This window comes from Sodaliphilus sp. (assembly GCF_045598405.1).
Lineage (GTDB): Bacteria > Bacteroidota > Bacteroidia > Bacteroidales > Muribaculaceae > Sodaliphilus > Sodaliphilus limicaballi.
This window is the reverse complement of sequence record NZ_JAZLLZ010000057.1, coordinates 1-8,115: the sequence shown is the minus strand read 5'-3', so window position 1 is coordinate 8,115 and position 8,115 is coordinate 1. Positions and strand designations below refer to the sequence as shown.

Annotated in this window: 5 protein-coding genes; 3 read left to right on the top strand and 2 right to left on the bottom strand. The window is 54.1% G+C overall.

Annotation, left to right across the window (positions count from 1 at the left end):
• Positions 1-205 precede the first annotated feature (205 nt).
• The 3 genes from ACKI3C_RS04760 (at position 206) to ACKI3C_RS04750 (ending at position 4,546) form a co-directional block, all read left to right on the top strand.
• Entirely contained in the window at positions 206-1,708 is a 1,503-nt protein-coding gene (locus tag ACKI3C_RS04760) for a GH3 auxin-responsive promoter family protein (protein ID WP_407402582.1), read from the top strand.
• Between the two features lie 139 nt (positions 1,709-1,847).
• Entirely contained in the window at positions 1,848-3,131 is a 1,284-nt protein-coding gene (locus ACKI3C_RS04755; protein ID WP_407402580.1) for a DUF2851 family protein, read from the top strand.
• A gap of 233 nt (positions 3,132-3,364) precedes the next feature.
• Positions 3,365-4,546, top strand: a complete 1,182-nt coding sequence (locus tag ACKI3C_RS04750) for a C1 family peptidase (protein WP_407402578.1) — start codon at positions 3,365-3,367, stop codon at positions 4,544-4,546.
• Positions 4,547-5,088: 542 nt separating this feature from the next.
• Here the strand turns inward: ACKI3C_RS04750 and ACKI3C_RS04745 are convergent.
• Positions 5,089-5,631: a gamma carbonic anhydrase family protein gene (locus ACKI3C_RS04745; protein WP_407402576.1), complete on the bottom strand. Its 543-nt coding sequence runs from the start codon at positions 5,629-5,631 to the stop codon at positions 5,089-5,091.
• Between the two features lie 162 nt (positions 5,632-5,793).
• Positions 5,794-7,572, bottom strand: coding sequence for an aminopeptidase P family protein (locus ACKI3C_RS04740; protein WP_407402574.1), 1,779 nt, complete (start codon positions 7,570-7,572; stop codon positions 5,794-5,796).
• Positions 7,573-8,115: the final 543 nt, after the last annotated feature.

Below are 8,115 nucleotides of genomic sequence, written 5' to 3'. Positions count from 1 at the left end.
TTCAGTGTAACACGCAGTTTTTTTGACATAAGAACATAAGGACAGAAGAATAAAATTTCTTTTAATTATTTTAATTTCTTTCAGTGTAACACGCAGTTTTTTTGACATAAGAACATAAAGACAGAAGAATAAAATTTCTTTTAATTATTTTAATTTCTTTCAGTTTAAATACTCGTAATCAGTAGTTTAATATAGAATTGATATGATAAATTTCACCCCGCTTGTCAGGGGGCATTTCAGGAGCCGCCTTGAGCAGCAGACTCGATACATCCGGTATGCCGACAGTGTGCAGCAAGGCACGCTGGTCTCTCTTGTGGAGAAGGCTGCCTTGACGCAGCTGGGGCGCAAGTATGACTTCTCGACGTGCCGCACCTACCGCGACTTTGCCAGCCGCGTGCCTCTCTACACCTATGAGGACCTGCGCCCCACGGTGATGCGCATGATCAAGGGCGAGAAGGACCTGCTGTGGCCCGGACGTGTGATGAACTTCGCGCAGTCGTCGGGCACGTCGGGAGGCAAGAGCAAGTACATTCCCATCACGCAAGACTCGTTCAAGCTCAACCATTACCAGGGTGCGAGCGATGTGGTGGCGCATTACCTGAACCTCAACCCTAGCAGCCGCATCTTTGCTGGCAAGGCACTCATACTGGGTGGCAGTTTTGCCAATGAGCTTGAGCTGCCGCGAGGGGTGATGGTGGGCGACCTCTCGGCCAACCTCATCGAGTTTATGAATCCGCTCGTCAACCTCATGCGTGTGCCTAGCAAGAAAGTTGCGCTCATGGAACGCTGGGAGGAGAAACTGCCTGCGCTGGTCGATGCGAGCATGAATGAGGATATCACTAATTTGAGCGGCGTGCCGTCGTGGTTTCTCACTCTCATCAAGGAGGTGATGAGCCGCAAGGGTGTGCAGTGTCTGCACGAGGTGTGGCCCCACCTTGAGGTGTTTTTCCACGGGGGTATCTCGTTTGCTCCTTACCGCAAGCAGTATGAGCAGCTGTGCGACATGAGCAAGATGCACTTCCTTGACACCTACAACGCCAGCGAGGGATTCTTCGCTGTGCAGTCGTCGTGGGACACCACGGCAATGATGCTCCTGCTCGACGTGGGCGTGTTCTATGAGTTCATACCCATCGAGGATGCCGAGAGCTGCACTCCCGAGGTGTATCCGATATGGGAAATCGAAGCCGGCAAGACCTATGAGCTGGTGATCACCGCATGCAACGGACTGTGGCGTTACCGCCTGGGCGACACCGTGCTCGTGGAGCAGCTCAACCCGGTGAAGATCAAGATTGCAGGCCGCACCAGCTGCTTCATCAATGCCTTTGGCGAGGAGCTGATGGTGCACAATGCCGACCACGCCATCACCGCGGCATCGCATGCCACAGGCATCAACGTGCTCAACTACACCGCCGCGCCAGTCTTTGCCACAACAACCACGCGCGGACGCCACGAGTGGCTCGTGGAGCTGGACCGTGAGCCGGAGTCGATGGAGCAGTTTGCCCAGGTGCTCGATGCCACGCTCAAGAGCGTGAACAGCGACTACGAGGCCAAGCGCACCGGCGACATCTTCCTCGACCCACCCACCGTGAGGGTGGTGCCACGCGGCACATTCGACCAGTGGCTCGCTGCCCACGGCAAACTGGGAGGGCAGCGCAAGGTGCCGCGCCTGAGCAACGACCGTCACATCGTGGATGAAATTTTACGATGACGATGCGCTCGCTTCGCTCGCTACGATGACGATGCGCTCGCTTCGCTCGCTACGATGACGATGACTCTTCCTTTTACGATGACGATGCGCTCGCTTCGCTCGCTACGATGACGATGACTTTTTACAATAACTCTTTTTTATGGAAAGGATAATGCAGTATGTGTGGCAGCACCGGTTGTGGTGCAGTGAGGACATGGTGACCAACGATGGCCGCCGTGTGCGTGTGCTTGACCCCGGCATGCTCAACACTGATCAGGGTCCCGACTTTTTCAACGCCAAGGTGGAGATTGACGGCAACGTGTGGGTGGGCAATATCGAAATCCACGTGCGTGCCAGCGACTGGCGGCGCCATGGCCACGACTCCGATAAGGCTTACGACAGCGTGATACTGCATGTGGTGGAGAAGGATGACGCGCCGGTGTACCGCACCACGGGCGACCGCATCCCGCAACTCGTGTTGCAGGTGGCGCCGCGGTTCACCGAGAGCCTTGACCGCCTCATCAACTCCCGCACCGAGATACCCTGCGCAGCATCGCTGCACACACTGCCACGGCTCGCTATAACCGACTGGATACAGTCGCTCGCCTTCGAACGCCTCCACAGTAAGGTGGAGCGCATCGCCCAACTGCACAGTGCCACCTGCGGCAACTGGGAGGAGGTGTGCTACGTGACCCTGTCGCGCAACCTGGGATTCGGCGTGAACAGCGACGCCATGGAGCGGCTGGCGCGGCGCACGCCGTTGCGGCTGCTGCACAAGCACAGCGACTCGCTGTTCCAGATAGAGGCGTTGCTCTACGGCCAGGCGGGCATGCTCGATGCCAAGACCGCAGCCACCGACGCCTATGCGCAGCAGCTAGCGCGCGAATACTCGTTCCTGTCCAACAAATTCTCCTTGCAGCCCATGGAGGGCGAGGCGTGGAAAGTGTTCCGCATGCGTCCGCAGAATTTCCCCTACCGTCGCATCGCGCTCATGGCACACTACATCGAGGGAGGTTTCAACCTGATGCAAGCCATCCTCGACGCCAGCAGCGAGAAGGAGCTGCGTCAGTTGTTCAGGGTGGAATTGAGCGGCTACTGGTCAACCCACTACACTCTGGGCAAGGAGAGCAACATGACCACCCGCGCCCTGGGCGAACGCTCCATCGACATCATACTCATCAACACCGTTGCCCCACTCTACTATGCCTACGGCGAGATAACGGGCAGCGAGAAATACATAGACCGTGCCGTGTCGCTGCTTGAAGAACTGCGTCCTGAGGAAAACTCCATAGTCCTTGCCTTTGCGGCTGCCGGCCTGAAAAGCGACAGTGCCCTCGCCTCGCAGGCCCTCATCCAGCTCAAGCACGAATACTGCGACGCCCGCAAGTGCATTTACTGCCGCTGGGGCCACAAGTTCCTCTCCGCCGCCGCAAAGCAGAGGTGAAGCACTTGTTTGTTTCGCAAAAAAGTAGTACCTTTGCTACGAGGGTTTTATATTGATGCATTTTCATAGCACTCCCCGCGCGGATCTCGCAGATCACACGGATGAAATTTATTCAAAAATAATATCCTCGAAATCCGTGAATCTGCGCGGGGGGTCAGCAAAAAACTCTATCGGTGAATATTCACCTGAAAAAGAAAATTTTATTAAACAAAAACTACAAAACAAATCAAGATATGAAGAAATCACTCATAGCATTGTTTCTGGCAGGTGCCAGCCTCACGCCTGCCGTGGCCGATGTGGTCACCCCCGAGAGCACAGGATTCAAGTTTACCGACACCAAGGTGGTGAAGGACACCCCCATCAAGGACCAGTATGAGACAGGCACCTGCTGGTGCTTCTCGATGTGTGCCTTCATGGAATGTGAGATTCTGCGCACGAGCGGCCGTGAGGTGGACTTGAGCGAGATGTATGTGGTGCGCATGCTCTACCCCGAGAAGGCGCAGAAATTCATGCGCATGGAGGGCGAGATGCGCTTCAACCAGGGCGGTGGCATCCTTGATGTGCCCTACGCCTGGGACAAGTATGGCATGGTGCCAGAGAGCGTCTATAACGGCATGGGATATGGCGAGGAGAAGCACGACCACCGCGAGCTCGTTGCCGGCATGAAAGGCTACATGAAAGGTATCGTAGCCAAACCCGGCACCCGCTACACCACAGCATGGAAGGGAGCCATCAACGGCATCCTCGATGCCTATCTGGGCAAGGTGCCCGAGACGTTCACCGTAGATGGCAAGGAGTACACCCCCAAGACCTACGCGCAGTCGCTGGGACTCAACATGAAGGACTATCAGGCGTTCTCGTCGTTCACGCATCACCCGTTCTACGAGGAATTTATCATCGAGATACCTGACAACTGGCTGTGGGCTAAAATGAAGAACGTGCCTCTCGACGAGATGGAACAAATCGTTGACAATGCCATAGGCAGCGGTTATGCCGTGGCGTGGTCGGCCGACATGAGCGAGAAGACATGGCAGTGGGACAACGGATATGCTATCATGCCCGCGCCCAAATCGATGAGCAAGCAAGAGCAGGCACGCTGGGACAAACTGCCCCAAAAAGACCGCAACGTCGAGATGTATAAGTACGACGGTCCTCAACCCGAGATTGAGGTGACGCAAGAGGTGCGCCAGCGCATGTTTGACTCATATGAGACCGTAGATGACCACCTCATGGTCATCGTGGGCATCGCCCGCGACCAGAAGGGCAACAAGTATTACAAGGTGAAGAACTCGTGGGATACTAACCAGATTTACGATGGTTACATCTATGTGTCAAGCGCCTATTTCCGCGCCAAGACCATCAACATCCTCACCCACCGCGCCGCTGTGCCCCACAGCATAGCAAGCAAGTTTTAAAGTGGCTTTACATAATATGTAACTATTCACCAATGGAACTCCCCGCGCGGATCTCACTGATAACACTGATTTATAATAACTGAAAGAAATTAAAATAATTAGAATAATTTCTTATTCAGTTAAATCAGCGCAATCTGTTGTAGCTATACTACAATAGATTTTTTGCAGGTTCCCCGCGCGGATCTCACTCACACATGATTTTGTAATGAGAGGCTGAAAGCCGACACGCAGAACGCAGTTCTGCACATAACCCTGTCCTAACTGAGCGCAAGCGAAGGCAGGGCAGGGTAAACGCGATATACTGTACCCCGGTTGAAGACCGCAACCTTGCACGTTTCGAGGTAGCGGTCTTCAACCGCGATTTTGTTACACTTCACACCCCCCCACCCGCAGTCCGCAGGTCTGCGACCAGCGGTTAACCAAAGTTACGACCTCCCTGAGGTCTAAAAAATCCACTATATATTTTCAATGAAAAAAAATCAGTGAGATCCGCGCGGGGAGTTCCATTGGTGAATAGTTACCCCTCTATGGATTGCTACCCTTTATGGATTGGGTAGGGGTTCTACTGTCTGGTCATCATACCATGTTGAGTACATGAGGTAGTTGCGGGCGATTTTGACGTTGATTTCGCTTGCTTGGGCGGGATCGACCATTTTCTTGAACTTGGCGGGGCTGCCAGCCCAGAGTTCGTTGGGGCCTATCTGTGTTCCGCCGAGGACTACGCTGCCGGCAGCTACGATTGCACCCTCGCCCACCACGGCGTGGTCCATGACCACAGCTCCCATTCCGATGAGTGCCTTGTCGCATATCTTGGCGCCGTGTATCACCACGTTGTGGCCCACCGACACGTCGTTGCCTATCTCGGTGACGCTTTTCTCATATAATGTGTGCACGACGGTGTTGTCCTGTATGTTGACGCGATCGCCTATGGTGATGGTGTTGACGTCGCCACGCAGCACTGCGCCGAACCATATGCTACACCCATCGCCCATTGTGACGTCGCCCACGATGGCGGCGTTGTCGGCAAGGAAACAGTTTTTACCTATCTTGGGGATGAAGCCCCTTACTTGCTTGATTAATGCCATAATATTTGTATTTGTTAGTTTTTATATATTGCTACAATATCGCCTGTTATTCAGATATTGTCCTACTGGACAATAATTTAGCAAAAATTACATTATCCTGCGAAACTTGAATTTATTTATATGCTAGACTGTAAATTACAGTTTGCAAAACCCTTGTATGGCTTACAGTTCCCGTGTCTTTGCGGCTAGCCATTGTGCCTCGTCGGGGGTGAGGAAGGGGGTGAGTCGGTCGCGCACTGTGCGGTGGTAGTCGTTGATCTGCTTTATCTCAACGGGGGTGAGCATCGCGAGGTCGATAAGGTTGAGGTCGTAGGGGAAGAGTGTGAGTGTCTCGAAGCGGTAGAAGGTGCCGTAGTCTTGGGTCTTCTCTCCTTCAACGACTAGCAACAGGTTCTCGGTGCGTATGCCGTACTGTCCTGCCTTGTAAAGTCCGGGCTCGTTGCTCACCACCATGCCGGGCTCGAGGGGCGTGGGATTGATCTGCATGCGAATGCCGTGAGGTCCCTCGTGGCAACTGAGGAAGTGCCCCACGCCGTGGCCTGTGCCGTGCATGAAGTTCATGTTCTCGTCCCACAGCGGCTGGCGTGCGAGCAGGTCGAGGTTGACACCGCAGATGCCTGCGGGGAAGTTGGCGCGCGATAGTGCCAGGTGTCCCTTGAGCACTAGGGTGAAGTCGTGTTTCTCCTGTGCCGTGGGGTTGCCCAGGGTGACGGTGCGTGTGATGTCGGTGGTGCCGTCGAGGTATTGTCCGCCCGAGTCGATGAGCAGCAGTCCCTCGGGTTTGAGGGTGTAAGCGCTCTCGTCATCGGCCTGATAGTGGACGATAGCACCGTGGTCGCGGTAGCCGCATATCATGGCGAAGCTGTCGTCGCGGTAGTTCTCGCCGCGTGCGCGCTCCTGCTTGCCGCGTGTCCACACATCGACCTCGCTGATGCTGCCGCTGGCAACATTCTCTTCCAGCCACTTGAACAGACGCACCAGCGCCACGCCGTCGCGCTCCATGGCCCGGCGTGTGCCGTCGATCTGCACATCGTTTTTCACAGCCTTGATTGCCACGATGGGCGAAGCGGCATAAACCTTCATGCAAGGCATTGCGGCTGCCAGAGCATCGCTCACGCGGTCGGGGTCGATGAGCACGGTGTCGTGCTCGCTGCGACGCTCGAGATAGCGGGTCACGTCGTCATAGTCGCGCACGCGCACGTTATATCGTTTGAGGTGGCGCTCCACCTCGTCGGTGACTTTGTTCCTGTCAATGAACAGGCTGCAATCGTTCTCGCTCACATAGGCAAAAGCGATGGCTACCGGTGTGAACTCAACGTCGCTACCACGCAGGTTGAACAGCCATGCTATCTCGTCGAGCGAAGCGATGAACATGGCATCGGCGCCGGCGTCTTCAACGCATCCGAGCACGCGCTCGAGCTTGCTGGCCACAGTCTCGCCGGCAAGAGCCTCGTCGTGCACATAGGCAGTGGCCGAGGGGCGTGCAGGGCGATCTTTCCACACGAGGTCGGCAGGATAGAACTCGGTAGCCAGCATGAAGCCGTTCTCGCCGCAGAAGCGTTCGAGAGCGTTGGCCTCGACACAGGAGAACAAGCGCCCGTCAATGCCTATCACCGATTCTAATTCTAGATTATGCTGCATCCATTCTTCGACGGTGGGTTCGCCAGGAATGTGTTCTTTCACAAGCTCAAACTCGGTGCCCTCGAGCTGCATGGCAGCCTGAATGAAGTAACGCGAATCGGTCCACAAGGCCGCCTTGTCGAGGGTGACCACTGCCGTGCCGCTGCTGCCGGTGAACCCGGTGAGCCAGTCGCGGAATTTCCAGTAGTCGCTCACATACTCGCTGTGATGGGGGTCGGTGCCGGGAACTATCACGGCATCCACATTGACGCGACGCATGGCATCGCGCAAAGCTTCAAGATGTTGGTTGGTTGTTGACATATATAGTTAGGTCTAATATTTTATTTACCGTCGCAACGCATCGGGAATGCGCACAAGCATAGCATCCAGCACCATAAGCCGCAACGGCGCAAGAAAAACGGTCAATATCGCATGCAATAGTTTCATGAATGCAAATTTACACATTTAGACGTAACCAGCAATCAGAAATAGCAATATTTTTTAAAAACTCATGCAGCACAGAGTGAATTTTGCAAACTCCCCCACCGAGATTTTTTGCAAGCTCCCCCACCGAGGCACAGAGGGCACAGAGATTATTATCCTCAACCCCAAGAGACAAGGCGCTGCGCTTGAAATTTACTAAAAATAGTAACTATTCAGCAATGGTATTTTGGGTAATTTCCCCGCGCGGATCTCACTGATAACACAGATTTAATGATAACTGAAAGAAATTAAAATAATTAGAATAATTTCTTATTCAGTTAAATCAGAGCAATCTGTTGTAACTATACTACAATAGATTTTTATCCGCGCGGGGATCTCACATGATTTTGTAATGAGAGGCTGAAAGCCGACACGCAGAAC